Consider the following 24,549-nt stretch of genomic DNA (forward strand, 5'->3'; position numbering starts at 1 on the left):
CAGTTGTGGCCGGTGGTGGGGCGGAGGTGGGCCGGTGGTGGGCCGGAGCCCACCCTACAGGAGCGCGTCCTTTTCGCGTTCGGCGGCGAGGCGGGCGAGGCCGGCGAGGAGGCCGTGGCGTTCCTGGTCGCGGATCGGGTCGGGGGCGGGCAGGCAGAGTTGTGACTTGCGCATGACGACCGTCTCAAGCCCCTGCTCCTGGGCGGCCTTGGCAGCGAGGCGGGCGAGCCGCTCCGCCTTGCGTTTGCGGTGCAGGCGGCCGTAGTAGCCGGGGTTGCGCTCGCGGAACTGGCGTTGCCGCTCGGTGTTGGACATCGGCGGGTGCGTGCCGCGTGGCTGGAAAACGGGCATTGACTGCATGGTTGCTCCATCGGCGACTTGCGCAAGCGACTCCAGCGCAGGCCGCTTCCCGTCAACACCAAGGTCGCACAACGAACGCTCGACACCGAGTCACATTTGCTCGACGCGGCATAACGATGCGTCGAGCCCACATAACGTTTGCCCGCCACCGCATAACGTTTCTACCGCATCGCATAACGATGCATCGTTGAGGCGGGCTTCGTCATCGAACACCGTTATGCGGCGCCCATCAAACGTTATGCGGACGACAACCTCCGTTATGCATGGAGCGTCAAACGTTATGCGAACGACAGCAATCGTTATGCAACACGGATCGGTGGCACGGGTCGCGTCTGCGAGAGCCGGGAGGAGCGGAGCGTCGGACACGGGTCTGCTCAGAAGCCGACCCGTGCCACCGGCGGATGTCAGATGGCCTCGGCTTGCATGACGGGCAAGGGGCGACTGACGGCGCGGCCGAGGCCGGGGATGAAGCGGCGGAAGAAGTGGGCGGCTTCTTCGTCTTGGCGGTTCAGCGCGAGGACGTGCGTGCCGCGGCCGTGTTCGGCCAGGACGTACTTGCCAAATGCCGAGCCGCCGATGGCGATGTAGCCGACCGCCCCGCCGCCGATCGCGATGAACCCGACGGCCCCGCCTCCGGTCGCGACGATGCCCATGGCTCCGCCGCCGAAGGCGACCAGTCCGACGGCTCCGCCGCCCATCGCAACGCCGCCGATGCTCAAGCCACCCACGGCGAAGACGCCGAACCCGAATCCGAAGAAGCCCGACCGCATCCCGCCCAGATCGAACAAGGGCATCGGCCCGAGGTTCACCCGCGGCAGCACGTCGGGCAGGAAAAAGAACACGAGCATGAAGCCCATGATCGCGACCGTCCCACCGACGCCGATGAGCATCTGTGCACGGTTGACGACGCGTCGGAACTCAGCGGGATCGAACCAGGCGGCGACGTCGGCGGGGAGTCCGGCCTCCTGGACGGCATCGCGGAGCCGGCGGTTTTCCCACTCGAGCTGCTGAAGCCGCTCCGCGAGCTCCTGTGCCGACTTCTGTTCGCCGTCGCCCATGCCGGAACCGTACCAGAGTCGCTCGGCAAGGGGGCTTGGTTGGTGACCGGGCGTGCGGCGTGTAATACTTGGGGAACGCAATGAACCACCTCCTACTGAAGCTTCCTGCACTCGCCCTGCTTGTCGTTGCCGGCTGTACCCAGAGCAGTTCGTCCGATGAGCCGCCGGCCGAGGCTCGGCTGACGCCGAACACGCGGATGCCTGAGCCGGTCAACCTGAAGGCGAACGTGCCGCCGCGCGCCGTCGAGGTCGCCCGCAACGTCGGCGGCTTGACGTACGAGGCGGAGACTGATGGCACGATGTACCTGTACGACTTGCAGGCCAATCAGCGTGTGGCCACGTTCAACGTGCAGACCGGCCAGACCCTGCGCGTCGCGGGCACGGCCAACCGGATTACGCTCGACGGGAACGAGTTGAGTCACGAGGCCAGCCTCTCGCCGGCCAAGACGTACATCGTCTACGTCCTCGGCGTTGGCGGCCCCTCCCAGTCGTCGGCCGCCCCGGCGAGCAACAATCGCCCGCGATTCAGCATTCCGGTCGAAGTCGAAGACGTTGCGAGCGAGTGAGATGAAACACTGTCGCCGTTACCGATTTCTGGAAGGAAGCAGCAGCTACGTAATGGGCGATCACGATTGAAGTGATGCAGCTTCATGCAGCGACCGTGATTTCCGCTGTTTCAGCAGAGTCGCCTGCATCACGTCGTGAAGCTTCACGATTCAGTTCGATGATCGTCTCGAGCGCTTCCTTGATGCTCTTCAGCAGTTCCTCGCGTGTTCTCTCTTGACAGTTCACGCCGGGAACCTCTTCGACCCATCCGATCCACCAGTCGTCGGCCTTCTTCAAGATCGCCGTGTAGGTGTTGGTCATGGGCTCATCGTACTACATGCCCCTCCGCCTCATCGCGGCCGTGGGTGGCTTCCCATGAGGAGTAGCTGCCGGTTGCGAGGTCGCGGAGGAATTGCTCTCGCAGGCGGTGCATTTCGGTTTTGACCTTGTCGCCGAAGTTGTCCAAGACGTGGAGCTGTCGGCTGGTGCGGGGGTTCTTTTTGAACTGGTCGCGTTGGTCGTCGACGAACGTCCAGTACATGTAGTTGAACGGGCACGCGTTCGGGCCGATGCGTTCTTTGGGGTCGTAGCGGCACGGCTTGCAGTAGTCGGACATCTTGTTGATGTAGTTGGCCGACGAGACGTAGGGCTTGGTCGCGATGACGCCATTGTCACTGTTCATGGCCATGCCGATGACGTTGGGGACGGTGACCCAGTCGTGGCTGTCGACGTACATCGCCAGGAACCAGTCGTTGACCGCCTGCGGCGAAAGGCCTGCGAGCGTGGCGAAGTTGCAGATGACCATCAGCCGCTGGATGTGGTGGCTCATGCCGTCTTCCACGACGGCCGTCAGGCTGTCGCTCAGGCAGTGCATGTCCGTGTCGCCGTCCCAGAAGAAATCGGGCAACGGCCGGTCGTCGTCGCGCGGATTGCGGGCTCGATACTCCGGCATGAGCGACCAGTAGATGCCGTAGACGAACTCACGCCAGCCGATGATCTGGCGAATGAACCCCTCGGCCGCGTTGATCGGGACGTCGCCCTTCTTCCACGCCTTTTCAACGCGTTTGCAGAGATCAATCGGCTCGACGAGCCCCGCGTTGATGAGCGGGCTGACGAGCGAGTGGTAAAGCGTCCGCTCGCCGCTGACCATCGCGTCCTCGTAATCGCCGAAGAGTGGGAGGCGGTCCTTGACGAACGTGTCGAACGCCTTTTGGGCAGACTTGCGATCGCAAGGCATGTTGAAGCCGTCGGTCGTGCCGGGGTGATCGGGGAAGCGGCGTTCGACCTCTTTCAGCACCTTTTTCGTGATCTCGTCGGGCTTGTGGACGACGGTCTTTGGGAACTCGTGCCCTTTCGGGGCGGCCTTGCGGTTGAGCTTGTCGTAGTTCCATTCGCCGCCTGCGGGTTTGTCGTCGTCCATGAGCAGGTCGTGCTCGACGCGCATCTGCCGGTAGTAGTGCTCCATCACCGGCCGCTTTCGGCCGCTGAGCCAATTAGCGAAGTGCTGGCGATCGGTCAGGAACAGGCGGTTGGGGAACCACTTGATCGAGACGCCCGGCGTGTCGAACTCCTGGTCGAGCCGATCTGGAACCGTCTCGAGCCAGTTGCGCGTGTGCCACTCGCTCGGCTCGGTGATCCAGATCTCGCGGTTCTTGCGACCCTTGAAGTGGTGCGCGAGCGCGCTGAGCGAATCGCGATAGCCGCGTGGCTTGAAGTCGTAGTGAGCGACCGTGTGACCCGTTGTCTCCAGCTCGTTGGCGAAGTGCCGCATCGCGCTGACGAGGAACGCGATCCGCTTCTTGTGAAACGGAAACATCCGAAAGTTGATGTCGCTCTCGATGAGCAGCACCGGCGAGCCTTCCGGGGCCTCCGCGAGCGACGTCGCGTTCGGGTTGAGCTGGTCCTCGAACAACCAGACCGTCGGCACATCACGCGAACTGCTCATCGTCCGCCGCGATGCAAGCCCGCGACCAACGGGCAGCTTTCACTCAGAATGGCGTCTTGAAGCCCAGTGCCTTGGCCGCGCACCATCCGTGGTACGCCTCGTACAACCCGAACAACCCGAACCCGGCGGCACCTGCGACCAGCACCCAGGCCACGACCGACCCGGCCGGCACCGCCCAGACGATCGCGATAAACGCGGCCACGACGCAGGCAATCAGCCCGAGCACCCCGCGGAAAAGTCGGCCTTTGGCGTCGATGTTGCACGTGTGTGCCATGGCAGGGACGCTATCGTGCCAGCAGGCCGGGTGTCTGCGCCCGACTCACCACCACCGACTCGACCACGCACCGCGAGACGAACCCAACCATGCGATACGGCGTCATCATGGCCGGCGGCAGTGGCAAGCGACTATGGCCGCTTTCCCGAGGAAACACGCCCAAGCAGCTGTTGCCCGTCGCCCAGGGCAAGAGCCTTTTGCGACTCAGCTTCGAGCGGCTCAACGCGACGCTCCCAGCCGAGCAGATCTACGTCTGCACGGGCGAGCAGCACCGCGAAGCCATCCTCGCCGATCTGACGGAATTGCCGCCGGAGAATCTCTTGGGTGAGCCGGAGCCGCGCGATACCGCCAACGCCGTCGGCTTCCCGGCGGCGGTGCTGGCCAAGAACGATCCCGATGCGGTGTTTGCCGTCGTCACGGCGGACCACGTCATCAAGCCGGTCGACACGTTCGTCGAGCGACTCAACGCCGGCTTCGACGTCTGCGAGAAGCACCCGAACCTGCTTGTCACCTTCGGTGTCGTGCCGACCCACGGGCACACGGGTCTCGGGTACGTCCAGCGTTCCAACGCCCTCGATGGCGACGCGATCTACTCGGTCCAGGCGTTCAAGGAGAAGCCCGACAAACCCACCGCCGACCGGTATGTCGAGAGCGGCAGGTACTACTGGAACAGCGGCATGTTCGTCTGGCGTGCGTCCACGGTGCTCGACGCGATCAAGGAGTTTCTGCCCGAAAGCCACAAGGGCCTTGCGAAGATCGCCGACGCGTGGGGCACCGATCAGCAAGCCGACGTGCTGGGTGCGGTCTATCCGACGCTGCCGAAGATCAGCATCGATTACGCGGTCATGGAGCCGGCGAGCCGGCGTCCCGGCGATACCGAAGGCGTGGCCGTGGTCGAGCTGCCAGTCAGCTGGCTCGACGTCGGATCGTGGCCGGCGTTGGCGGAGACGCTGGAGATTGACGACTTCGACAACGCCGTCGATGCCCCGGCGTTGGCGGTGCTCGACAGCGACGCGAACATCATCCTCAGCCGCGACGAGAAGACGCCCGACCATCTGATCGCGCTCATCGGCGTAAGCGACACCGTCGTCGTCCATACGGCCGACTGCACGCTGGTCTGCCCGAAGTCGGAGGCGCAGAAGGTCAAAGAGCTCGTCGACGGACCACTGAAGGAACGGTTCGGCGATCGGTACGTCTGACCCCGGCCCGTGCGACACCTCGCCATCGATTACGGCACCCGACGCGTCGGCCTGGCTCTGTCCGACGAAGGCGGGCAGTTCGTCAATCCGCTGGCGGTCCTCCAGGTCGGTAACGACGACGACGCACGCCGACAGGTCGTCGCAGCAGCACGACGCGAAGACGCCCAGGTTCTCGTCGTCGGACTGCCTCTGAACATGGACGGCACCGAGGGGCCGAGTGCCGTCAACGTTCGGAAATGGGCGTCGGCTGTCGCGGATGAGCTGACAATCACGCTCGTGCTGGTCGACGAGCGGCTGACGAGCTTCGAGGCGGAACAGACCTTGGCGGCCAGGCGTCGTGGTGGCGAGCGGCTGACTCACAAGGGCAAGAAGCGTCGACTCGACGCTGTCGCTGCAGCGGGCTTTCTGCAGCAGTATCTCGACGGCGAGCTGACCGCGTTGGAGACGCGCCATCCCACCGACGCCGGCAAACAGGTCACAGGATCTGAGCCAGCTCGCGACGACTGAGGTCGTCCAGATCGTCCAGCGGCGGCAGCTCGTAGGTCTGGCCGTCGGGGTCGCGGATGAGCGTCCGGCCGTCGTGCAGCGGGCGAAGGTCCTCGCGTTCGCGGAGGACGATCGTGCGGTCGCCGCGATCGGTTTCGACGTCGAAAAGCGTCGCCGCGTTGGCGGGACGGACCTGTCGGACACGCTGGATGCGCGGGACGAAGGTGTGCCGTTGCAGCCATGCCTCGATCGCCCCGCGGCTGCGTGCCGGCAGGGTCGAAAGGTCGTCGATGCAGGCGACCTCGTTGCCCTCGTAGTCGCGAAGGACGACGAAGCGATCCGGCGTCGACCACGGGAAGCTCCGCGACGCCTTCACGTGCAAGTCGCCCTCGTCCCGGCTCATCACGAGGCGGCCGAGATCATCGAGGTCGACGTCTGGTTGCGTGACGAGGTTCATGCTTCCGTCTCCTCGAAGGCGTTGGCCTGGAGCTGCTGCTGCATGTCGACGAGCTTGCGGAATCGGCCGTCGGGCTTCTGGAGCAGCTCGTCGTGATCGCCTTGCTCGACGATCCGTCCCTTGTCGAGGACGACGATCTGGTCAGCCGAGGCGAGCGTGCTGAGGCGGTGGGCGATGGCGAACGTTGTCCGACCCGTGACGAGTCGATCGAGGGCTTGCTGGATCGCTTTCTCGGTCTTGGTGTCGACGGAGCTGGTCGCCTCGTCGAGGACGAGAATCTTCGGGTTCTGCAGGATCGCCCGGGCGATGCTGACGCGCTGACGCTCGCCGCCAGAGAGCGACTGGCCGCGCTCGCCGACGATGGTGTCGTAGCCGTCAGGGAGCTGGCTGACAAAGTCGTGAGCGTTGGCAGCGCGGGCTGCCTGGACGACCTCCGCCAGCGTCGCGTCAGGCCGGCCGTAGCGGATGTTGTCGGCGACGGTGCCGAAGAAGAGGTACGGCTCCTGCAGCACCACGCCCACGTGGCTGCGGAGCCACTCGAGGTCGTAGTCGCGAAGGTCCACGCCATCGACCAGTATCTGGCCATCGCTGACGTCGAAGAAGCGGCTGACGAGGTTGACGAAGGTGCTCTTGCCGGCGCCGCTGTGCCCGCAGAGACCGATCATTTGCCCCGGTTCGGCCACGAGGTCGATGTGCCGCAGCACGGGCTTGGTTCCGTCGTAGCTGAAGCTGACGTCCCGGAACTCGACGTGCCCCTCGAAGCCCGTCGGCACAAGCGCGTCGGGCTTGGAGTCGATCTCGACCGGCGTGTCGAGCACCTCGAACACCCGCTGAGCGCTGGTCGCCGCACGCGTGACGAGCCGCTGCTTTTGAACCATGTCCATGATCGCCATCTGGTACATGCCCAGGATGGCGAGGAACATGAAGAGCGTTCCGACGGTGTTGGCCGACTGGGAGACGTCGACGGGCCGGTAGATGATGAAGAGCCCGCCCGCGACGAGGATCAGCAGCCGGCTGAGGAACATCGTCCCTTCGACGATCGGCTGAAGGTTGATCCAGACGTTGACCGTCGCAAGCTCGTCGTCGGTGAAGTCGCGGTTTCGCGTCGAAAATCGCTCGACCTCGCGACCCTCGGCAGCGAAGGCCTTGACCACCTTCACGCCTGGAATCGTGTCGCCCACCACGGCCGTGAGCCTCGACCAGTACGTCCACAGCCGCCCGAACAGTCGGGTCATCTTCTGGCTCTTGTAGTACGTCAGAATCGCCACGAACGGCACCGGGGCCAGTGCGATCAGGGCGAGTTGCCAGTTGACGACGAGCATGATCACCGTCGCCGCGACGATCATCAGGACGTTGCGGAAGTAGTCGACGCTGCCGAAGACGATGAAGTCCCACAGCCGGTCGGTGTCGCTGGTGACACGCGTGATGAGGCTGCCGGTTCGGTGCTTGCCGAAGTACCGCATCGACAGGCGATGCAGGTGCGTGTAGACGCGGTCGCGCTGGTCGCCGGCGACGCGCGAGCCGATGCTGCCGAGCAGGCGGAGCCGCAGCCAGAAGATGAACATCTGTGCCGTCACCGCGAGCAGGAAGAGCGTTGCCCAGAAGCCGAGGTTGTAAAACCGCTCGCCGCCGGTGAGTTCACGCGTCGTCGACGGGTCGATCGCCTGATCGAAAATGAACTTGGTGATCAGCTGCGGCAGCACCATCACCACGCCGACCAGCGCCGTCAGTCCGAGGCTGATCCACAGTCGGGCCTGGTAAGGCCGCGCGACTTCCAACAGACGCAGCAGCACGCCGAGTCGCGGCTTGTCCAGGTCGGCTTCGATGTCGGGTCCGTCGTCGGGCGGAACCGCAAGGTCGGGACCGGTCTCGCCCTCGAGTCGCCGCTGGATCTGCCTGAGCAGACGCGTCATCCCGAGCTTGACCGACTGCTGCCGGCTGAACGGCAGGCTGACGGTCTCGCCGGATTTGAGTGTCAGCACCAGCCGGTCCAAGCCGGCCGCCTCGTCGAGGTCTGCCTTGTCGACGTCGACCAGGGCGACCTGCCGCTCGCCTGCGTCGGTTTCGAACACCAGCGTCGCGGCGTCGTTGCTTTCGAGCAGGCGCACGTGACGACGGACGAACCGGAGGTCGTCATCGAGGTCGTACCGCGCCTCGGCCACGACACGGCCGCCGGCGGGTGCCGGAATTGGGTCCTGCGTTTGCTCCATCACGCTGCTGCTGCCGCGGGCAGTCAAGGGGCGTCGCGGCCAAAGTCAAGGAGAACGTCGATTCCTGCCGTAGATTTGCCCATGTCCACGCGTGTTCTGTTCGTCACAGGTGGTGCCGTCCGCGTCGGGCGGGCGATCCTGCTCCATTTCGCCCGGCTCGGCTACGACGTCGCCTTCACCTACCGCAGCAGCGTCGACCAAGCGTCATCGCTCGCCGCGGAAGTCGAACAACTCGGGCGGCAGTGCCTCGCAATCCAGGTCGACTTCGAGGCCGACGACGCGGTCCCTCGCATCACAGACGCGTTGGCGGACCGGTTCGATCGGCTCGACGTCCTGGTCCACAACGCGAGCGTCTACCACGCCAATGACTTGGCCGCGGTCACGCCGGACGTGTTTCGACGGGATCTGCTCGTGCATGCCGAGGTGCCGCTGTTTCTGACGAAGCGGCTCGCCCCGCTGCTGACAGCGAGCAGCGGCAGCGTGGTCGCGATGACGGACGTCGACCTCGCTCGCAGCCGCCCGAGCCACCTGAGCTACCTCGCCAGCAAGGCGACGCTCTCGAGCCTGATGGCCAACCTCGCCCGCGAGCTGGCTCCGGAAGTCACAGTGAACTGCATCGCCCCCGGTGCCGTCGCCTGGCCGGACGACATGCCCGAGTCGGACAAGGAGGGCTACCTCAGCCGCGTCCCCGCCGGCCGAGTCGGGACGCCCGAAGACGTTGCCCACGCGGTCGAGTTCCTCACGACCCGCGGCCGCTACCTCACCGGCGAAACCCTCCGCCTCGACGGCGGCCGGCACTTGCGCTAGGTCGGCGTCATGATGGTCTCGGGCCGATACCCGCCGCGGCTCTTGAAGTAGATCAGGAGGCCGACGTAACAGACAAACATAACCAGCGGCAGCGCGGTCACCTGAAGCAGGGCCGACTGCTTGGCCTCGGCGCGGGCGTCGTCCAGCGTCTTCGCCTTCTCTTGCGGCAACGTCTTCTCGAGGTCCGCGTCGATCTTGCGATAGCTGCCGACGGCGCCGGTCATCGGCTGGCCCAGTACCGTGGCGGCAAGTTCAGGCTCGCTCGCGACGAGCGTGCGTTCGATGTGCCGGTCCTGAATCTGCCCAAGCAGCGGCGCGCCAAGGACACCCACGCCCAGCATGCCGACGCCGGCGATCGCGTTGAGCGTGAGGGCCCCGCCCTTGGGAAATTGCTCGGCGACGAGGCCGAGCGTCGTCGGCCAGAAGAATGTCTGCCCAATCCCGTAGACCGTCGCGGCCAGAAGGATGTAGATTCCGCTGGCACCCGACAGGAGGGCGAGCCCCGCCGCGGCAAAGAGACAACTGACCGCCAACAGACCCAGCGGATTAAGCAGCTTAACGATCGGCCCGCAGAAGAGTCGCAGCACGATCATAATGCTCGCGGTGTAAATCAGCACCCAGCCGCCATCGATGTCGAAGCTGCGTTCCATCGCCGGGCTCATCAACTCCCTGATCCACGCGTCTGTGCCGAGCTCCGTCGTGGCGAGCAACAGCATGACGATCAGCAGGAACCCAAAGAGCGGCCGGCCAAACGACTGGCTGATCAGGCCGAACGAAACCACGACGAGGCCGATGATAACTCCGGCCGTCACGCGCCAGGCCTGCGGATCGATCCCGTAAGCCGTCCCGCCGACGCGGGCCAATTCCCAGATAACGAGGCCACCCGCGACAAGCGCCCCGAACGCACCGAATTCCGCCAGCATCGCCTTGTAAGGCACACCGGCTGCGACGCGTTCGTTGATCGGGAAGTGTGTCCGCAGCAGCATGACGCCGTACACGATCGTCGGAATCAGCAGCAGGCCGACCTTCCAGCGCCAGTCGAGGTCGGTGAAGAACGAGGCGACACCCAGCGTCAGCAGGCCACCGATGACCAGCCCACCGGGCCAGCCGGCGTGGAGGATGTTGAGCCACTTGGTCTTCTGTTTCCAGAAAACCGTCGCGATGACCGGATTGATGACCGCCTCGACCGTTCCGTTACCCAGGGCCGCGATGAAGTTGCCAAGGTACAGGCCCCAGTAGCCCCGGGCGAAGAGTGTCACAATCACGCTGATGACGTGGCAGGCGAACGCGAACCAAAGCGCCCGGCCGTAGCCCACGCGGTCGATCACGAGGCTGAAGAGCACGATCGAGATCGCGAACGGCCAGAGCCCGGCTCCGAAGAGCTCGCCCTTCTGTGCCTCGCTCAGCCCGAACTCGACAGCCTGCTCATCGATGATGAACGCTCGGATGATGAACGCGAAGCTGGTCGCGATGAGGGCGACGAAGCAGGTGGCGAACAGGAAGCCGCGACACTCGTCGTCGGCCGCGTAAGTGGTGTCGGTCAAGAGGATCCTCCGCTGAGTGCGATCCGCAATCTACTGCACCAGCAGCTTCCGGCAAATCGAGAGCGGTTGACGAGCGTGGCTGCTCCCGTAGCTTGTGGTGCCCAACCCACGACCGCACCGAATGCCGAGCATCATCTACACCAAGACGGACGAAGCCCCTGCCCTGGCCACGTACTCGCTCCTGCCGATCCTTCGCCGGTTCCTGAAGCCGGCCGGGGTCGACGTGGAGCTCAAGGACATTTCCGTCGCCGGCCGCATCCTCGCCGCGTTCGCGGATCGCCTGCCAGCCGACCAGCAGTTCCCCGACGCGCTTGCGGAGCTAGGTGAGATGGCCAAGACGCCGCAGGGCAACATCATCAAGCTGCCCAACATCAGCGCCTCGATCCCACAGCTCACCGCCGCCATCAAGGAGCTTCAGGACCGCGGCTTTGCCGTCCCGGATTACCCGGCCGAGCCGACCACGGACGCGGAGCGTGAGGTCCAGCAGCGGTACGCCGGCGTCCTCGGTAGCGCCGTGAATCCCGTCCTTCGCGAGGGCAACTCCGATCGCCGCGTCGCCGCGCCGGTCAAGGCCTTTGCAAAGTCGCACCCGCACTCAATGGGCACCTGGTCGAGCGATTCGAAGACGAACGTCGCCTCCATGCCGGGCGACGACTTCTTCGGCAGCGAGCAGTCGCACACGTGCGAGGCCGACAACACCGTCCGCATCGTCCACGTCGCGGCTGACGGCAGCGAGACCGTGCTGAAGGACGGCCTGAAGCTGCTGGAGGGCGAGGTCATCGACGCGTCGAGGATGCGTGTCGCGAAGCTCCGCGAGTTCCTCGCCAAGGCGATCGACGACGCGAAGCAAGCGGGCGTCCTCTTCTCGCTGCACATGAAGGCGACGATGATGAAGGTCAGCGACCCGATCATCTTCGGGCGCTGCGTCGAGGTCTTCTTCAAGGACGCCTTCGACAAGCACGCGGCCACGTTCGACCAGATCGGCGTCAATGCCAACAACGGCCTCGGCGACGTCTACGCGAAGCTCGACAAGACCGACGATGCCACGAAGTCCGCCATCGAGGCCGACATCGCGGCGGTCTACGAGACCCGGCCGGACCTCGCGATGGTCGACAGCGACCGCGGCATTACGAACCTGCACGTCCCGAGCGACATCATCATCGACGCCTCGATGCCTGCGATGATCCGCTCTTCGGGCCAGATGTGGGACAAAGAGGGCAAGACCCGCGACACGCTGGCGGTCATTCCAGATCGCAGCTACGCCGGCGTCTACCAAGCCGTCATCGACGACTGCCGTCAGCACGGCGCGTTCGATCCGGCGACGATGGGCAGCGTCGCCAACGTCGGCCTCATGGCCAAGAAGGCCGAGGAGTATGGCAGCCACGACAAGACCTTCGAAGCCCCGGCCGACGGGCACATGCGGGTCATCGACTCGGCCGGCACCACGATCTTCGAGCACGACGTCAGCACCGGCGACGTGTGGCGGATGTGTCAGACGAAGGACGTCGCGATCCGCGACTGGGTCAAGCTCGCCGTCAGCCGAGCGCGAGCGAGCGACACGCCGGTGGTCTTCTGGCTGAACGAGGAACGCGCCCACGACGCGGAGCTCATCAAGAAGGTCAACGCCTACCTGCCCGAGCACGACACGAGCGGTCTCGAGATCCAGATCCTGCCGCCGGTCGAGGCGACCAAGCTCTCGCTCTCCCGCATCCGCGACGGCAAGGACACGATCAGCGCCACCGGCAACGTCCTGCGTGACTACCTGACCGACCTTTTCCCGATCCTCGAGCTCGGCACGAGTGCCAAAATGCTCTCGATCGTCCCGCTGCTCGCCGGCGGCGGTCTGTACGAGACGGGAGCCGGCGGCAGTGCTCCGAAGCACGTGCAGCAGCTGGTTCGCGAGGGCCACTTCCGCTGGGACTCACTCGGCGAGTTCCTCGCGTCGGCCGTTTCGATTCGCGAGCTGGGCGAGAAGGAGAACATCCCGCAGCTCGGCGTCATCGCGGACGCGCTGGACGAGGCGACGACCAAGCTGCTCAACGAAGGCAAGAGCCCGCTCCGCCGCGTCGGCGAGATCGGCACGCGGGTCAGCCACTTTTACATCGCGCTCTACGGCGCTCAGGCCCTTGCCACCCAGACCGCCGACGCCGAGTTGGCGTCGCACTTCCAGCCGCTGGCAGCGAAGCTCGCCGAAGTCGAGCCGCAGGTTCTGGCCGACATCGACGCCGTCCAGGGCAAGCCGTCCGACCTCGGCGGCTACTACCTCTTCGACGAGGCCAAGGCCGATCACGTCATGCGACCCAGTGCGGCGCTGAACGCGGTCATCGACGCGTGAGCCTCGGCAGCCAGGCGACACGTGGCGATGACAGGTGGTAGGTTGTGGCCATGACGAGTCGTGGGGCACCCGTCACGCCGACACAATCGCCGCAGTCCACCATGTCCCTGCCGAGAGGGCACGGCGGGCCGGTTCCGATCCGCGGTAAGCGGTACCACGACCTCGACCTGCTACGCGGCCTGTTGATGATGGGCGGGGTCGTCGTCCACACGGGCACGCTTGCTGCTTCCGAGACGGCGAATCGCATCTCGTGGTTTAGCGGTCAGGTACGCATGGAGGCGTTCATGGTCATTAGCGGCTTCCTGTCGCTGATGATGCTGCAGAAGTACGGCACTGCGGTCACCAGCAAGCGGCGCCTGATCGCGATCGGCGTGCCGTTCGTCGTGACGCTGTTGGTCATCAACCCGCCGACGCTCTGGCTCGTCTACCAGTTCCACAATCCTGGCCTGTGGACGGACGGCTACTGGTCGTTTCTCGCGAACCTGTTCGATCTGGGCGATCGGCAGGGGCCGGTCGTGTGGCACCTTCAGCTCTGGTTTCTGATTCCGCTCCTCGTTTACGTGCCGTTGGTGTTGCCGATTGCGAAGGTGGTCGACGGGCTTTCGCGGGCGTCGTCGCATGTGCCGTCCTGGGCGTGGTTCACCGTCGCAGCCGCCGGGCTGGCAGCGGCGTGTCTGGCGTCGCGCCTGGTCTACGAGGTCGCCGCCGAGTCGATCACGCCTCGGCCGCTGCGATTCGTCGTCCGGCAGACGCTGTACTACCTGCCGTTCTACGCAGTCGGCTTCGTGCTCTTCGCCTCGCCGGGCATGCGGACCGCGTTCTTCCGATTCCGCCCGCTGCACCTGGTCGCGGCGGGCGTGTGGGTCTGGCTGGCGACGCGGTACTTCGATTCGCTTCCAAAGAAACCGGCCGAGGCGGTTCTGCTGGTTGGACAGGCCTACTTCGGGTTCGTCCTCGTCTCGACGCTGATGTGGGTCTTCCGGCGGTGGTTCGCCAGCGGAGGGCAGGTCTCTCGCTTCCTGTCCGACTCGGCCTACACGGTCTATCTCCTGCATTTCATCGTGATCTACGGGCTGGCAACCCTGGTGTGGGACCGCATGCCCGACGGCAACTGGCGGATGATTCCAATCGCCTTGGCCACGCTGGCGATCACGCTGCTGCTGCACGCGTTTGTCGTTTCACGTGTGCCAATGCTGCGATTTCTGCTCAACGGCCGGGGGAAATCGGGTTCCAAACCTGCGACGCGGAGTGGGTCCGCGGTTGCGACCGGAGCGTCTGCCGCATAAGCCATGGCTAGTCCGCGCGGCGGGCTGACCTTGCTGATGCTCGATTCGCTGCCGCAGCTTCTGTCCGCCCCGGTCCTGTTTTTCCTGCTCGGCGTCTTCGCGTGCCTCGTCCGGTCAGACCTCGACATCCCGCAGCCGATCCCGAAGCTGCTGAGCCTCTACCTGCTCATCGGCATCGGACTCAAGGGCGGCATCGAGCTGCGGGCGGCGACGCTGTCGTTCGATGTCGTCGCAGGGCTCGCAGCGGCGATCGTGCTGTCGGCGGCGGTGCCATTGTGGACGTTCTTCCTGCTGCGACGTCGCCTCGGCTCTGCCGACGCAGCGGGCGTGGCAGCGACCTACGGCTCGATCTCAGCCGTGACGTTCATTCTGGCGGTGAGTTTCCTCGAAACGCGTAACGAGCCCTACGGCGGGCACATGGTCGCGTCGATGGCGCTCATGGAGTCCCCGGCGATCATCATCGGCCTGCTGCTGGCCCGCCGGTTCGGCGTGGCTCAGACCGACCCGCTGCCCACGCGTCGGCCGATGGGCACGATCGCGCCCGACGCCTTCGGCTCGCCCACCGTGCCCGGCCTCGAACACGAGCAAACGCCCTTCCGCTGGCGAACGCTCGTCCACGAGGCGGTCTTCAACAGTGCCGTGCTGTTGCTCCTCGGCTCGTTGGCGATCGGTGCCATCCTCGGCCACGACGGCTTTACGGAGCTGTCGCCGCTCTTCGGCACGCCATTCAAGGGCGTGCTGTGCCTCTTCCTGCTCGACATGGGCCTGCTCGCGGCGAGACGGCTTGGCGATCTGGGACGGGCGGGCATTTCGACGACCGGCTTCGCCCTGGTCGCCCCGCCGGTCCACGCGGCGATCGGCATCGGCTCCGCGTGGCTGCTCGGGCTGAGTCCGGGCGACGCGCTGCTTCTGGCGGTGCTCGTCGGGAGCGCCAGCTACATCGCCGTCCCGGCCGCGCTTCGGCTCAGTCTGCCGGAAGCCAACCCCAGCATCTTCGTCCCGATGTCGCTCGGCCTGACCTTTCCGTTCAACGTCGTCATCGGCATCCCGCTGTACTGGGGCGTGATCACGTGGCTTTGGTCGGCGTGAACTCCGATACACCGTGTGACCGTGCACGTCGCCTACCTCGTCAACCAGTACCCGCAGCCGAGCCAGTCGTTTATCCGGCGGGAGATCGCCGCGCTCGAAGACCTTGGCCATCGCGTCAGCCGGTTCACACTGCGCCGATTCGATGGCGACCTGCCCGACCCGCGTGACGAGGCCGAGCGTGAAAAGACAACCGTCGTCCTGGCGCGCGGTGCGAAAGGGCTCGCAACGGACGTCCTCTCGACGGCTGCGGGCAATCCGGCATCGGCGGCGTCCTCGGCACTGTCGGCCTGGCGTGCGTCGCGCAAAGTGCCGAGCCGGCGCACTGTTTACGGCGTCTATTTCGCCGAGGCCGCAGCGCTCAAACGCATGCTCGATCCGATCAAGGTCGATCACGTCCACGCACACTTCGGCACCAACTCGGCGGAAGTCGCCCGGCTATGTCATCGCCTCGGCGGGCCGCCGTACAGCTTCACGTGTCACGGCCCGGAAGAGTTCGACCAACCGCTCGCCCTCGACCTTGGCGGGAAGGTCGCCGAGAGCAAGTTCGCCGTCGCCGTCAGCAGCTTCGGCCGAAGCCAGCTGTGGCGGTGGACGGACTACGAACACTGGGACAAGGTCAAGGTCGTCCACTGCGGCATCGACGGCTCGTTCCTCGATGCCGAGCCGACGCCGATCGACACCGACAGCCGCGACTTCGTCTGCGTCGGCCGCCTCGCGGAACAGAAGGGTCAGCTCGTCTTGGTCCGGGCGGCGGGCAAGCTGAAGGATGCTGGTCTCGACTTCCACGTCCACTTGCTTGGCGAGGGCCCGCTCCGCCCGATCCTCGAAGCTGAAATCGCCAGGCTCGACCTCGGCCGGCACGTGACGCTGCACGGCCTGGCGTCGGGCGACGAGGTGCGATCGCGCATGGCCGCCTGCCGGGCGACCGTGCTGCCGAGCTTCGCCGAGGGGCTGCCGGTGGTTCTGATGGAGTCGCTTGCGCTGGGCCGGCCGGCTGTGACGACGACGGTGGCGGGCATTCCGGAGCTGGTGACGCCCGACACCGGCTGGCTCGTCCCCGCCGGCGACGTGGATCGGCTGGCCGAGGCGATGCGCCACGCGTTATCGGCGGATGCTGCGACGCTGTCGGGCATGGGCTTGGTCGGGCGAAGCCGCGTGGCAGAGCGTCACGACGCTGCGACAGAAGCGCAGAAGCTGGTCGATCAGTTCGGCTCCGCCTCGTTAGGCAAAATCAGGTAGGCTGGTCGTCCCCGACCGCGTCTTGCGTGTCGTGACTGGTGGGCTCGGCGTCGCTGCGACCTCAAACCGATGCGCCACCAGACCGATACGTTTTGCGAAGGGGCCGTGCCGGGCGACCCGCGCCAGGCGTGGTCAACGTCCAGACTGGTGCTTCTGCCGACTCGCTGAGTGATCGCCCTCGACGTCATCCTCCTGCTCCTCGCCGCCGGGTTGCTGGTGCCGTCGCTGATGCTGGCGGTGGAGGTCTTGGCCTCGCTCTTGCCCAGACGCACGGCGCTGCCCGACGAGACGCCCAGGCCGAACGTCGCCGTCATTGTCCCGGCGCACAACGAGGCCGAGCTGCTGCCCAGGACGCTCGCGTTGCTTCAGGCCGGCCTGACCGACGGGGATCGCCTGATCGTCGTCGCCGACAACTGCAGCGACGCGACCGCGCAGGTCGCGCGCGATGCCGGCGCGGAATGCGTCGAGCGGCACGACACCGAACGCCGCGGCAAGGGCTATGCACTCGACGCGGGCATGCAACACCTCCAGGCCGAGGGCACGCTGCCGCCCGTGGTGATCTTCAACGACGCCGACGTCCTCGCGGACGCTGAGGCGATCGACCTTCTGGCCCGGCAGGTCGTCGCAACGGGTCTTCCGGCCCAGGCGTGCTACCTGATGGCCGTACCTGAGAGTGCGGGTCGTCAGGGCATGGTCAGCCGATTTGCCCTGGTACTTAAGAACTATGTCCGCCCGCTCGGGCTCGACCGCCTCGGCGTGCCGTGCCCGCTCTTCGGCAGCGGCATGGCCTTCCCGGTGGAACTCGCGACGAAGATGTCCCTGGCGACGGGTGATCTGGTCGAGGACATGCGTCTCGGCTTGCAGCTCTGCCGCGACGGTCACGGCCCGCAATTCTGCCCGCGGGCACTCGTCCAGGGCGAGCTCCCAGCCGACGGTGCCATCGCCGCCAGCCAGCGACGACGCTGGGAACACGGTCACTTGAGCGTATTCCTCGCAACGCCGGCCCTCTTGCTCGCCGGCCTTCGTCGTGGCAGCCTCGCGACGATCGTCGCCGCACTCGACCACGCCGTGCTGCCGCTAACGATTCTCGCCGGTGGCATCCTCGCGATCGTGACGGCCACAACGACGCGCATCCTGACGCTCGAACCGACGACGCTGTCCATGATCGCCCTGGCGACCGCGACCGCGAGCATCGGCCTGCTCCTTGTCGCCATCGGGCTGACGTGGCTCGGGCACCTCCGCCGTCAGATTCCCGCCTCGTCGCTACTCGGCCTGCCCGCCTACGTCGTCCGCCGCGTACCAAACCAGGCGGCGTTCGTGTTCCGGCGTCAGCGCGACTGGGTTCGAACGCCCCGCGCCCACGAGCGGCTCGACGACGCCGCGTCGCCCAACAGCAGCGCGGCCTCTCCGAACTGAACCGAACAGGCGTCGTACGATCGGATCGTGCAGGGACGCCCGTCGCTACTCGATCGCCTCGCCGACGTACCGGTGGCCGTGGTCGACGTCGAGACGACCGGCTCCACGCCACGCTTCGGCGATCGCGTGACGGAAGTCGGCATTGCTCGCTACGAGCCGGGCGTCGGCCGGGTCAACATCGCGCACCTCGTCGACCCCGGCAAACGCATCCCGCCGAGCATCGTCCGGCTGACGGGCATCACCGACGAGATGGTCACCGGCCAGCCGACGTTTGCCGATCGGCTGGGCGACATCGTCGAAGGGCTGTCGGGGGCGATCGTCGTCGGGCACAACGTCCGCTTCGACCTCGGCTTCCTCGCTGCCGAGTTCCGCCGGGCCGGGACGTCGCTGGCCAACGAGCTGGGCAACCCGCACGTGCTCGACACCGTCCGAATCGCCCGGCGACGCTTCGGCCGAGGTGGCAATGGGCTGCAGAAGTTGTCGCGTCGACTCGGCGTCGTGCCGACCGACGCGCACCGCGCCCTCGCCGATGCGGTGACGACGGGTCAGGTGCTCGAAATCCTGCTCGAGCCGTGGGGCGGCGCGGCGTGCACCGTGCTCGACGCCGTCCAGGCCCAGGGCGGGCCGATGCCGCTGGATCTCGAGGAAGACGACACGCGCGACCTGCCGCCGGAGTTGCTCGATGCGCTGAGCTGTCGCGGACGCGTGCGCATGACATACCTCGATGCGCGTCGCAAGGAGAGCGTCCGCGAGGTCGAGCCGATCGAGATTCGACGCCAACGCGGCACGGCGACGCTGATCGCGCACTGCTGTCTACGGGACGATCGACGGACTTTTAAGCTGGAGCGGATCGTCCGCGTCGAGCGGGTGACGGTGGGGACTTCGTAGGTCCTCGCGTGCTCTGGGGCTCGCTGCGCTCACCGCTAAATGGGGGAGATTGTGCTCTCTGGATGGTTCCTACTGTCGCGTGCTGATGACCGACGTCGTAGCCGAAACGCAGCCGGTTCGTGAGCCGGTCGCCTTGCCGAGGACGCCGACGCAGGTCGAACGCATCCTCGAAGGTTTCGGTGAGTTCTGCCTGTTTGCCTGGCAGACGTTCCTTTACACGGCCAGCGCCATCGTTCGCCCGCACACGATGCGGGGGCTGCTCACGCAGATGTACGAAGTGGGCGTCAAGAGCGTCCCGGTCGTCGGCATCACTGGCGCGTTCATCGGCATGGTCATGGCCATCGAGAGCTACGCCCAGTTCGTCGCCATCGGCCAGGAGGAACGCATCGGCAGCGTCATCGGCCTGACCGTCGTCAAGCAGATCGGACCCGTCCTTGCCGCCATGATGCTCGCCGGCCGCGTCGGCGGAGCACTCACGGCCGAGCTTGGCACGATGAACGTGACCGAGCAGCTCGACGCCCTGCGCGTCATGGGCAGCGATCCGATCCGCTACCTCGTCGTACCGCGCTTCCTCGCGTGCCTGATCCTCACGCCGATCCTGACCGTCTACAGCGACTACCTCGGCATCCTGGGCGGATGGATCGTCGCGACCAAGGCGCTCGGCATTTCCGACGAGGCCTACTGGCAGAACAGCGCCTTCGGCATCGAAACCTGGCAGGTCATGGAAGGGCTCTTCAAGAGCGTCTTCTTCGGCGGGGCGATCGGGCTGATCAGCTGCTACAAGGGCTTCACCTGCGGCAGCGGTGCCTCGGGCGTCGGCAAGGCCTGCACGGAAGGCTTCGTCCAGAGCTTCATCGCGATCATCATCCTCAACTTCTTCTTCGCCAAGCTCCTCCGCGACATCTACGAAGGCCGCTTCGGCCCGCCGGAGAGCGTGTTCTAGCTGCTAGCGATTAGCTGCTAGCTGCTCCTGCCATGTCTCTCCTTCGCCTGAAAAACCTCCACAAGCGTTTCGGGCACCTCGTCGTGCTCGACGGTGTGACGTTGGAGGTCGAGGAGGGCAAGACGCTCGTCGTCCTCGGGGCCTCGGGCAGCGGCAAGAGCGTCATGCTCAAACACATCGTCGGCCTGCTCAAACCCGACGAAGGCGAAGTCTGGTTCGAAGGCGTTCGCATCGATCAGCTCGGCAGACGCGCGCTCGAGCAGATCCGCACGCACATGGGCTTCCTGTTCCAGCAGGGCGCACTCTTCGACTCGCTGACAAACCTGGAAAACGTCGTCTTCCCGCTGACGCAGCACACCAAGCTCGACAAACGCGAGGCCAACGCACGGGCACAGCGCATGCTCGAGATGGTCGGCCTGCCCGACGTCGGGCCCAAGATGCCCTCGCAGGTCTCGGGCGGACAGCGCAAGCGTGTCGCGCTTGCCCGCGCGATCGTGATGGACCCGCGCGTCATCCTTTACGACGAGCCGACCACCGGCCTGGATCCGATTCGCAGCGACGTCATCAGCGAGGTCATCCTTAAGCTCCGCAACGAGCTGGAGGTCACCAGCATCGTCGTCACGCACGACATGGCCAATGCGTTCAAGGTGGCCGATCGACTAGTCATGCTGCACGACGGCAAGATTCGTTTCGACGGCACCGTCGAACAGATCCAGCGGTCCGAAGACCCGGTCGTCAACCGCTTCGTCCGCGGCGAGGCCGACCAACGCGAGCTCGGCGGACTGAAACACAGCGAGGGCCGCCAGCCACGCCTCACCTTCCGCGGCCGGCCTTGAGCACGCTTGGCTACTTCGCCTTCGCTGCGACGATCGTCTTCGCCGCCTCGACGGCGTCGCGCGCATTCTGAAGGACCTTGGCCCAGTCGCCGTCGGCAATCGCCGGCTTGGGCGCGATCCACGAACCGCCGACGGCCGGGACGATCGGCAGCTCGAGGTAGCTGCCGAAGTTGTCCTGCTTAAGCCCGCCCAGCGGGATGTACGAGAGCCCAAGGTGCAGGTAGGGCGCGGCCATCGACGTAAGGTGCTTCACGCCGCCCGACGTCTCGGCCGGGAAAAACTTCAACAGCTTCCGCCCGTGCCGGACGGCCGTCTCGATGTCGCTGGGCGTCACCACGCCCGGCACGAACGGCATGCCGACGTCTGCGGCTGCGTCCAGAACGTCGCTGCTGCAACCTGGAGCCAAGGCAAAGTCGGCCCCGAGGTCGTTGCCCTGCCGAACGAGGTCGGGCGTGAGCACGGTGCCAAGGCCGAGCATGAGATCTGGCAGGTGCTTGCGGAGTCGCTTCGCCGCTTCGACCGACGCCGGTGTTCGCAGGGCCAGCTCGACGGCCCGCATGCCCGCTTCCCACAGCGCATCGCCCAGCGGCTCGGCATCGTCGGCGTTGTCCAGCACGACGACCGCCAGCACGCCAGCGGCGGCCAGGGCGTCGTACACCGTGTTCTCTGCATCGTTCATCGCCGGCCAGTGTCGCCAACGAGGCCACGTCAGTCGAGGACGATCACCTTTTCCAAAATCAGGTGGTTTCGGCCTCGGTACTCCGTCACACGACCTGTCACGCGGAAGCGACGATCAGGCGACGTGCTCACCGCACGCTCAACGGCCATCAGGTTCAGGTTTGCGACCAACTGCATCGGCGGATCGATGGCCGACGCGTCGGTGTCGCCGTCCGACTCGAAGACGAACAAAAAGCTGTTGTCGTCCAACTCGCGCACCCGGCCGACGCGATTGACCACGAACGTGCCTTCGCGAAGTAGCTTCGTCGAGTCGATCTCCGTCAGCTGAACCAGCGACGTTTCGGCATCTCTCGTGGTGGAGCCGGGCGTCGTCCGTGTCGCAGGAGCTTCGCCCAGAAGGCGATCGAGGATCGCGTCGCTCGGATCGTGCAGCGAGTGCGTGGTCGGCGTGACGCTTTGCTTCTGGACGGGCTTGTCGTCGCCCTCGGATTGAGCCACCGCGACACCCGACGCCGTCGTCAGCGTCAGAATCATCGCGCCGACAGCGAGGCGGCGGAACGGAAGGACGTGGTCGGCAGTGGTTCGTTGCGTCATCGTGGTGCGGGGCTGGCGTGTGCCGCGAAAAGCTACGATTTGGCTCGGGGCGATGGCAAAGGACGAATTCGGTACCAGTGTGCCAAGTCGCACGTCCGATAGCGACTCGCCAGATGCGACCGCGAAGGCCGCCTAATCTGTCCCCCTGCCGGTGGCGTTCGCCGTTGGCAGTGCTCCGCCTCGCCGGCATGGACGGCCGGGCCGAGGCAAGGGTCGGTCGTGAACCGGGTCAGGTCCGAGAGGAAGCAGCCCTAAGCGTCCCCGGCTCTGTGCCCTCGCCCCCCGGCCGTCCATGGCGACGAGTCGAGAAACCACACGACGCCGCGGCGCCAGCCGCGGATTTCTTTGCACCTCTGTGCTTGATCGCACCGTTGATCCGCGGCTAGCGCCGCGGCGTCCTTTGCGGGACACGGTTTCATCGATCCGCGCTGGCCGGTACGCTCGCCCGGCTCATGCGGCTCGCGATCGTCGCCAACCTCAACAAGATGCGCGTCCGCCCCGCCGCCGACGAGCTGGCAGAGTGGATTCGCCAGACCCACGGTGACCGCGTCGACGTCCTCGGCATCGATCCCAACGGCGACGAACGCGCCAAGAACGACGACCCGCCGCCCGGCACCACACGCCTCGACCTCGAAACCGTCGAGGCCGACGTCATCCTCGTCCTCGGCGGCGACGGCACCCTCCTCTCCGTCGCACGCCGACTCCAAGGCCGGCCGATCCCGGTCATGGGCGTCAACTACGGCCGGCTCGGCTTCCTCGCCGACTTTCGGCCCGACGACGTTCGCCACCATTTCACCGCCCTGCTCGAAGGCAAGCTGACGACCAGCAGTCGGCAGATGCTCGACGTCAGCGTGATCGCCGCCAACGAGCCGTGCGATCTGAGTGACGACAAAGCCGTCGCCGAGAAGCGTCGGTTCCACGTGCTCAGCCTCAACGACGCCGTCATCAACGCCGGCCCGCCGTTCCACATGATCGAGCTGGACCTCGGCACGGACGGCGAGTTCGGCGTCAAGGTCTTCGGCGACGGCATGATCGTCGCCACGCCGTCCGGCAGCACCGCGTACAACGTCAGCGCCGGCGGCCCGATCCTCAACCCACCGCTGCAGGGATTCTGCCTGACGCCCATCGCCCCGCACAGCCTGAGCTTTCGCCCGGTCATCGTCCCGAGCACCGCCCGCGTGATGATCGTCGCCGCCAAGGTCAACCGCGGCACGACGCTCGTCTGCGACGGCGCCGACTGCACCCGCCTGAAAGTCGGCGACCGCGTCGTCATCCGCCGCGCCGAGCGCGACCTCTTGCTCATCGAAAATCCCACCAGCCGCCGCTGGGACGCCCTCGCCGGCAAGCTCCACTGGGCCAAGACGCCTCGGTACAACGAGGCGGAGTGATCACATCTGTCCCGCGTAGCCGGCCACCGTCTCGGCGAACGGTGTCGGCGTCAGGTCGAAGTCGGCGAGGAGTTCCGTCGTGTCGCCGGCGTAGTCCTCGCGGGCCATTTGGATCTGGGCCTCGTTGAACGGCAGAAGCGATGCGGGCACGACCTTCGTCAGCAGGCCCGCGTACCACGACGGGACGCCGATGGCGATCTTGGGCTTGCCGCGGACGGCGGTTGAGATGTGCTTGTGCATCGTCGGCCAGTCCATCACGTCCGGGCCGGCGACGTTGTAGACCCGGCCGGCAGCGGCATCGTTCGTCAGCGCGTCGACGAAGATCTTGGCGACGTCCTTCACGTAGACCGGCTGGACCTTTCCACTGCCGCCGAGACCGAGCAGGCCGAAGCCGAAGTAGGGCATGAAGAGGAACGGCAACGCCTTGCCACGTGCCCAGTCGGCGGCCTGTTGCATGAACTCGCCGCGCGGGCCGTGGACAAGCGATGGGCGGAAGATGGTGTACGTCAGGCCGCTCGTGCGGACGAGTTCCTCGGCTTGCCACTTCGTCTTGTGATACGCGCTTACGGCATCGGGTCTGGTGCCGAGCGCGGACATGTGGACGTACCGCTCGACGCCGGCCTCGTTCGCCGCATCCAGCACGTTCCGCGTCGCCTCGACGTGCATCTTCTCGAACGTGACGCCCTTTGCCGGATTCTCGTCGATGATGCCGACGAGGTGGATCGCCGCATCGCACCCGTCCATTGCGGCCTTCAACGCGTCGCGATCGAAGAGCCCGCCTTTGAACGTCGTGACGAGGTCACTCTCGACGCTCAGCGGCGACGAGTTGACCAGAGCGGAGACGCGGATCCCACGGGCGATGAGTTCTTCGAGGACATTGGTCCCGACAAAGCCGGAGCCGCCGGAGAGGAAGACCCGCTGCGGCGATGTTGCGGTCAGTGCTTCATCCATCTGCCGCACGCTAGCCAGAG

General features: G+C 66.0%; 24 protein-coding genes and 1 other RNA gene. 14 read left to right on the forward strand and 11 right to left on the reverse strand.

Annotated features, from left to right (window positions below; translation table 11 throughout):
• Window positions 1–54: 54 nt before the first annotated feature.
• The gene (locus AAGI46_02800; protein ID MEM1011133.1) at window positions 55–360 is read right to left on the reverse strand and encodes a hypothetical protein; all 306 of its coding nucleotides are present in this window, start codon (window positions 358–360) and stop codon (window positions 55–57) included.
• A gap of 404 nt (window positions 361–764) precedes the next feature.
• Window positions 765–1,418: a hypothetical protein gene (locus AAGI46_02805; protein ID MEM1011134.1), complete on the reverse strand. Its 654-nt coding sequence runs from the start codon at window positions 1,416–1,418 to the stop codon at window positions 765–767.
• A gap of 80 nt (window positions 1,419–1,498) precedes the next feature.
• Here AAGI46_02805 and AAGI46_02810 point away from each other — a divergent pair, with 80 nt between their 5' ends.
• Window positions 1,499–1,984 carry a hypothetical protein gene (locus tag AAGI46_02810; protein MEM1011135.1) on the forward strand — a complete coding sequence of 162 codons (486 nt, stop codon included), beginning with the start codon at window positions 1,499–1,501 and terminating at the stop codon, window positions 1,982–1,984.
• Window positions 1,985–2,066: 82 nt separating this feature from the next.
• On the opposite strand, the gene AAGI46_02815 is transcribed toward AAGI46_02810, so the two are convergent.
• Genes AAGI46_02815 through AAGI46_02825 form a run of 3 tightly spaced genes read right to left on the reverse strand, consistent with a single transcriptional unit; the run spans window position 2,067 to window position 4,183 of the window.
• The gene (locus AAGI46_02815) at window positions 2,067–2,285 is read right to left on the reverse strand and encodes a type II toxin-antitoxin system HicB family antitoxin (protein MEM1011136.1); all 219 of its coding nucleotides are present in this window, start codon (window positions 2,283–2,285) and stop codon (window positions 2,067–2,069) included.
• Between the two features lie 4 nt (window positions 2,286–2,289).
• The gene (locus AAGI46_02820) at window positions 2,290–3,909 is read right to left on the reverse strand and encodes a cryptochrome/photolyase family protein (GenBank protein MEM1011137.1); all 1,620 of its coding nucleotides are present in this window, start codon (window positions 3,907–3,909) and stop codon (window positions 2,290–2,292) included.
• Between the two features lie 43 nt (window positions 3,910–3,952).
• Entirely contained in the window at window positions 3,953–4,183 is a 231-nt protein-coding gene (locus tag AAGI46_02825) for a hypothetical protein (GenBank protein ID MEM1011138.1), read from the reverse strand.
• An 89-nt stretch (window positions 4,184–4,272) separates the two neighbouring features.
• Between AAGI46_02825 and AAGI46_02830 the strand changes: the two genes are divergently transcribed.
• The gene (locus tag AAGI46_02830) at window positions 4,273–5,382 is read left to right on the forward strand and encodes a mannose-1-phosphate guanylyltransferase (GenBank protein MEM1011139.1); all 1,110 of its coding nucleotides are present in this window, start codon (window positions 4,273–4,275) and stop codon (window positions 5,380–5,382) included.
• A gap of 9 nt (window positions 5,383–5,391) precedes the next feature.
• Window positions 5,392–5,889 (forward strand): Holliday junction resolvase RuvX, encoded by a 498-nt coding sequence (ruvX, locus tag AAGI46_02835; protein MEM1011140.1) that lies wholly within the window; start codon window positions 5,392–5,394, stop codon window positions 5,887–5,889.
• Here the strand turns inward: ruvX and AAGI46_02840 are convergent.
• Both AAGI46_02840 and AAGI46_02845 read right to left on the reverse strand, forming a co-directional pair.
• The gene (locus tag AAGI46_02840) at window positions 5,858–6,325 is read right to left on the reverse strand and encodes a DUF1854 domain-containing protein (protein ID MEM1011141.1); all 468 of its coding nucleotides are present in this window, start codon (window positions 6,323–6,325) and stop codon (window positions 5,858–5,860) included. The genes ruvX and AAGI46_02840 overlap by 32 nt on opposite strands.
• Window positions 6,322–8,562, reverse strand: a complete 2,241-nt coding sequence (locus AAGI46_02845; GenBank protein ID MEM1011142.1) for an ABC transporter ATP-binding protein — start codon at window positions 8,560–8,562, stop codon at window positions 6,322–6,324. The genes AAGI46_02840 and AAGI46_02845 overlap by 4 nt, the downstream gene beginning before the upstream one ends.
• 54 nt (window positions 8,563–8,616) lie before the next feature.
• Between AAGI46_02845 and AAGI46_02850 the strand changes: the two genes are divergently transcribed.
• On the forward strand, window positions 8,617–9,342 hold the full coding sequence (locus AAGI46_02850) for an SDR family oxidoreductase (GenBank protein MEM1011143.1): 726 nt from the start codon (window positions 8,617–8,619) through the stop codon (window positions 9,340–9,342).
• Here AAGI46_02850 and AAGI46_02855 read toward each other — a convergent pair.
• Window positions 9,339–10,886 (reverse strand): MFS transporter, encoded by a 1,548-nt coding sequence (locus AAGI46_02855; protein MEM1011144.1) that lies wholly within the window; start codon window positions 10,884–10,886, stop codon window positions 9,339–9,341. The genes AAGI46_02850 and AAGI46_02855 overlap by 4 nt on opposite strands.
• 121 nt (window positions 10,887–11,007) lie before the next feature.
• Here AAGI46_02855 and AAGI46_02860 point away from each other — a divergent pair, with 121 nt between their 5' ends.
• The 8 genes from AAGI46_02860 (at window position 11,008) to AAGI46_02895 (ending at window position 20,918) form a co-directional block, all read left to right on the forward strand.
• Window positions 11,008–13,221 (forward strand): NADP-dependent isocitrate dehydrogenase, encoded by a 2,214-nt coding sequence (locus AAGI46_02860; protein ID MEM1011145.1) that lies wholly within the window; start codon window positions 11,008–11,010, stop codon window positions 13,219–13,221.
• Window positions 13,222–13,322: 101 nt separating this feature from the next.
• Window positions 13,323–14,507 carry an acyltransferase family protein gene (locus AAGI46_02865; protein MEM1011146.1) on the forward strand — a complete coding sequence of 395 codons (1,185 nt, stop codon included), beginning with the start codon at window positions 13,323–13,325 and terminating at the stop codon, window positions 14,505–14,507.
• 36 nt (window positions 14,508–14,543) lie between these two features.
• Window positions 14,544–15,596 carry a sodium-dependent bicarbonate transport family permease gene (locus tag AAGI46_02870; protein MEM1011147.1) on the forward strand — a complete coding sequence of 351 codons (1,053 nt, stop codon included), beginning with the start codon at window positions 14,544–14,546 and terminating at the stop codon, window positions 15,594–15,596.
• 21 nt (window positions 15,597–15,617) lie between these two features.
• Entirely contained in the window at window positions 15,618–16,835 is a 1,218-nt protein-coding gene (locus AAGI46_02875; protein MEM1011148.1) for a glycosyltransferase family 4 protein, read from the forward strand.
• A gap of 168 nt (window positions 16,836–17,003) precedes the next feature.
• Window positions 17,004–18,251: a glycosyltransferase family 2 protein gene (locus AAGI46_02880; protein ID MEM1011149.1), complete on the forward strand. Its 1,248-nt coding sequence runs from the start codon at window positions 17,004–17,006 to the stop codon at window positions 18,249–18,251.
• 27 nt (window positions 18,252–18,278) lie between these two features.
• Window positions 18,279–19,139 carry an exonuclease domain-containing protein gene (locus tag AAGI46_02885; protein MEM1011150.1) on the forward strand — a complete coding sequence of 287 codons (861 nt, stop codon included), beginning with the start codon at window positions 18,279–18,281 and terminating at the stop codon, window positions 19,137–19,139.
• 85 nt (window positions 19,140–19,224) lie between these two features.
• Window positions 19,225–20,082, forward strand: coding sequence for an ABC transporter permease (locus tag AAGI46_02890; protein ID MEM1011151.1), 858 nt, complete (start codon window positions 19,225–19,227; stop codon window positions 20,080–20,082).
• Between the two features lie 32 nt (window positions 20,083–20,114).
• Window positions 20,115–20,918: an ABC transporter ATP-binding protein gene (locus tag AAGI46_02895; protein ID MEM1011152.1), complete on the forward strand. Its 804-nt coding sequence runs from the start codon at window positions 20,115–20,117 to the stop codon at window positions 20,916–20,918.
• Between the two features lie 10 nt (window positions 20,919–20,928).
• Here AAGI46_02895 and eda read toward each other — a convergent pair whose 3' ends face one another.
• Entirely contained in the window at window positions 20,929–21,597 is a 669-nt protein-coding gene (gene eda / locus AAGI46_02900) for a bifunctional 4-hydroxy-2-oxoglutarate aldolase/2-dehydro-3-deoxy-phosphogluconate aldolase (GenBank protein ID MEM1011153.1), read from the reverse strand.
• Between the two features lie 29 nt (window positions 21,598–21,626).
• Window positions 21,627–22,190, reverse strand: a complete 564-nt coding sequence (locus AAGI46_02905; GenBank protein ID MEM1011154.1) for a hypothetical protein — start codon at window positions 22,188–22,190, stop codon at window positions 21,627–21,629.
• Between the two features lie 193 nt (window positions 22,191–22,383).
• Between AAGI46_02905 and ffs the strand changes: the two genes are divergently transcribed.
• Together ffs and AAGI46_02915 are read left to right on the forward strand one after the other, a co-directional pair.
• Window positions 22,384–22,482, forward strand: an RNA gene (ffs, locus tag AAGI46_02910) — signal recognition particle sRNA small type.
• 160 nt (window positions 22,483–22,642) lie between these two features.
• Window positions 22,643–23,578, forward strand: a complete 936-nt coding sequence (locus AAGI46_02915) for an NAD(+)/NADH kinase (protein MEM1011155.1) — start codon at window positions 22,643–22,645, stop codon at window positions 23,576–23,578.
• Here the strand turns inward: AAGI46_02915 and AAGI46_02920 are convergent, their stop codons facing one another.
• Entirely contained in the window at window positions 23,579–24,529 is a 951-nt protein-coding gene (locus AAGI46_02920) for an NAD-dependent epimerase/dehydratase family protein (protein MEM1011156.1), read from the reverse strand.
• Window positions 24,530–24,549 lie beyond the last annotated feature (20 nt).

Source organism: Planctomycetota bacterium, assembly GCA_038746835.1.
Lineage (GTDB): Bacteria > Planctomycetota > Phycisphaerae > Tepidisphaerales > Tepidisphaeraceae > JBCDKH01.

What these genes read in the sequence shown, in the direction of transcription:
- AAGI46_02800 (MEM1011133.1), bottom strand. Translation starts at nt 360, where the DNA reads ATGCAGTCAATGCCCGTTTTCCAGCCACGCGGCACGCACCCGCCGATG.
- AAGI46_02805 (MEM1011134.1), bottom strand. Translation starts at nt 1,418, where the DNA reads ATGGGCGACGGCGAACAGAAGTCGGCACAGGAGCTCGCGGAGCGGCTT.
- AAGI46_02810 (MEM1011135.1), top strand. Translation starts at nt 1,499, where the DNA reads ATGAACCACCTCCTACTGAAGCTTCCTGCACTCGCCCTGCTTGTCGTT.
- AAGI46_02815 (MEM1011136.1), bottom strand. Translation starts at nt 2,285, where the DNA reads ATGACCAACACCTACACGGCGATCTTGAAGAAGGCCGACGACTGGTGG.
- AAGI46_02820 (MEM1011137.1), bottom strand. Translation starts at nt 3,909, where the DNA reads ATGAGCAGTTCGCGTGATGTGCCGACGGTCTGGTTGTTCGAGGACCAG.
- AAGI46_02825 (MEM1011138.1), bottom strand. Translation starts at nt 4,183, where the DNA reads ATGGCACACACGTGCAACATCGACGCCAAAGGCCGACTTTTCCGCGGG.
- AAGI46_02830 (MEM1011139.1), top strand. Translation starts at nt 4,273, where the DNA reads ATGCGATACGGCGTCATCATGGCCGGCGGCAGTGGCAAGCGACTATGG.
- AAGI46_02840 (MEM1011141.1), bottom strand. Translation starts at nt 6,325, where the DNA reads ATGAACCTCGTCACGCAACCAGACGTCGACCTCGATGATCTCGGCCGC.
- AAGI46_02850 (MEM1011143.1), top strand. Translation starts at nt 8,617, where the DNA reads ATGTCCACGCGTGTTCTGTTCGTCACAGGTGGTGCCGTCCGCGTCGGG.
- AAGI46_02860 (MEM1011145.1), top strand. Translation starts at nt 11,008, where the DNA reads ATGCCGAGCATCATCTACACCAAGACGGACGAAGCCCCTGCCCTGGCC.
- AAGI46_02865 (MEM1011146.1), top strand. Translation starts at nt 13,323, where the DNA reads ATGTCCCTGCCGAGAGGGCACGGCGGGCCGGTTCCGATCCGCGGTAAG.
- AAGI46_02870 (MEM1011147.1), top strand. Translation starts at nt 14,544, where the DNA reads ATGCTCGATTCGCTGCCGCAGCTTCTGTCCGCCCCGGTCCTGTTTTTC.
- AAGI46_02890 (MEM1011151.1), top strand. Translation starts at nt 19,225, where the DNA reads ATGACCGACGTCGTAGCCGAAACGCAGCCGGTTCGTGAGCCGGTCGCC.
- AAGI46_02895 (MEM1011152.1), top strand. Translation starts at nt 20,115, where the DNA reads ATGTCTCTCCTTCGCCTGAAAAACCTCCACAAGCGTTTCGGGCACCTC.
- eda (MEM1011153.1), bottom strand. Translation starts at nt 21,597, where the DNA reads ATGAACGATGCAGAGAACACGGTGTACGACGCCCTGGCCGCCGCTGGC.
- AAGI46_02905 (MEM1011154.1), bottom strand. Translation starts at nt 22,190, where the DNA reads ATGACGCAACGAACCACTGCCGACCACGTCCTTCCGTTCCGCCGCCTC.
- AAGI46_02915 (MEM1011155.1), top strand. Translation starts at nt 22,643, where the DNA reads ATGCGGCTCGCGATCGTCGCCAACCTCAACAAGATGCGCGTCCGCCCC.
- AAGI46_02920 (MEM1011156.1), bottom strand. Translation starts at nt 24,529, where the DNA reads ATGGATGAAGCACTGACCGCAACATCGCCGCAGCGGGTCTTCCTCTCC.